This is a genomic window from Gelidibacter sp. (assembly GCF_035577925.1).
Taxonomy (GTDB): Bacteria; Bacteroidota; Bacteroidia; order Flavobacteriales; family Flavobacteriaceae; genus Gelidibacter.
In genome coordinates, this window is the sequence record NZ_DATJCY010000266.1 from 1 (window position 1) to 1,771 (window position 1,771).

Genomic DNA, 1,771 nt, shown 5'->3' on the forward strand with positions numbered 1-1,771 from the left:
GACAAATAGGCTAAACGACCATCTGCTGGCATTCCGGTGATATCTTGAGGATCGCCTTTTCGCCCTTTTCTTATTTTAAGATCGGTGTAATAGGTGGTTCTGCTGCCAATATTGGTCACTGGGTTAATCCGCAGTCCGCCAAGTCGTAATTCAGTTTCAGAAAGCTCAGCAATGGTTTTATAATTGCTTCTGTACATGAAAATAATGTTCTCACCTTTTCGGTCCATGCTGATGCGAGGTGCCAAAGGCGCTTCAGCTAAATTAAGGATACTCTGATCGGGTTTTTGATAAGATAAATTGACTTGTCCAAAGCTAAATACCGACAAAGTCATAAAGAAACTTACAAATAATACTCTCATTATGGATTAAAATTTAGTTAACGGCCTAAAAATACTTAAAACCACGCGAGACAATATCAAATAAATGTTAAAAAGCGTCTAATTTATAATTGTCTGGGATTTAAAATCAGTATTTTTATGAATACTACAGATATTGTTTAAATTGCGAAACTAATTAACTTAAAACTAACTGACTTATGTATAATTCCAAAATAATTGGCGTGGGACATTATGTTCCTGATAACATAGTTACTAATGACGATTTGGCTAAGATCATCGATACAAATGATGAATGGATCCAAGAGCGAACGGGTATAAAAGAACGACGTTGGGCAAAAGAGGAGGATAAAGAAACCACTTTTACGATGGGATTGGAAGCAGCCAAAAGAGCTATAAAAAACTCTGGATTAGATAAGGATGATATTGATTTTATCATTTTTGCCACTTTGAGTCCGGATTATTATTTTCCTGGTCCTGGAGTTCAGATCCAAGAAGCTTTGGACATTGGAACCGTTGGTGCATTGGACGTACGTAATCAGTGTTCAGGATTCGTGTATGCGGTTTCTGTTGCGGATCAGTTTATAAAAACCGGGATGTATAAAAATATTTTGGTTATCGGCTCTGAATTGCAATCGCACGGTATTGATAAAACCACAAGAGGACGAAATATTTCGGTGATTTTTGGTGATGGTGCCGGAGCTGTAGTTCTGTCTCGTGAAGAAGATCTGTCAAAAGGTATTTTATCAACACATTTACATTCGGAAGGCAAACATGCTTTGGAGTTGGCTACTGAAGCACCAGGAATGGGCACACGTTGGGTGACCGATATTATTGAAGAAAATAATCCAGACGATTTAAGTTATTTCCCATATATGAATGGCCAATTTGTTTTTAAGCATGCCGTTGCTCGATTTAGTGAAGTCATTATTGAAGGCTTGGTAAAAAACAATCTGCCAAAAGAAGCCATCGATTTACTGATTCCTCATCAGGCCAATTTGAGGATTTCGCAATTCATCCAGAAAAAATTTGGATTAAGTGACGATCAGGTATTCAACAATATTCAAAAATATGGTAATACAACAGCAGCATCCATTCCTATTGCATTATCTGAAGCTTGGGAAGAAGGAAGGATCAAAGACGGAGATGTAGTGGTATTGGCGGCTTTTGGAAGTGGATTTACTTGGGGAAGCGTGATCATAAAATGGTAAAAAATTCCTGAGAAGGCAGGCATTTCATGATGAAATAAAGTATGGTTAAGTTTTTAGTAAACTAAGATTTCAGTTTAATTGGAAATTAAAAAACCCGAAACAAATTCTGTTTCGGGTTTTTCTGCTATTAACCTACTTTAACTAACTAACTAATTATTAGAATATAATTATAAAAACTAACCACTATATTAGAAGACGTTAAAAGTTCGGTTTTATTTTGTTGAT

The 1,771-nt window shown here is 36.2% G+C and carries 1 protein-coding gene and 1 pseudogene; one reads left to right on the forward strand and one right to left on the reverse strand.

What is annotated here, in order from left to right; genetic code table 11:
• Positions 1–359: pseudogene (locus VNJ50_RS10515) on the reverse strand (S9 family peptidase); the annotation flags it as partial.
• A 176-nt stretch (positions 360–535) separates the two neighbouring features.
• Here VNJ50_RS10515 and VNJ50_RS10520 point away from each other — a divergent pair.
• The gene (locus tag VNJ50_RS10520) at positions 536–1,546 is read left to right on the forward strand and encodes a beta-ketoacyl-ACP synthase III (RefSeq protein WP_325581638.1); all 1,011 of its coding nucleotides are present in this window, start codon (positions 536–538) and stop codon (positions 1,544–1,546) included.
• Positions 1,547–1,771 lie beyond the last annotated feature (225 nt).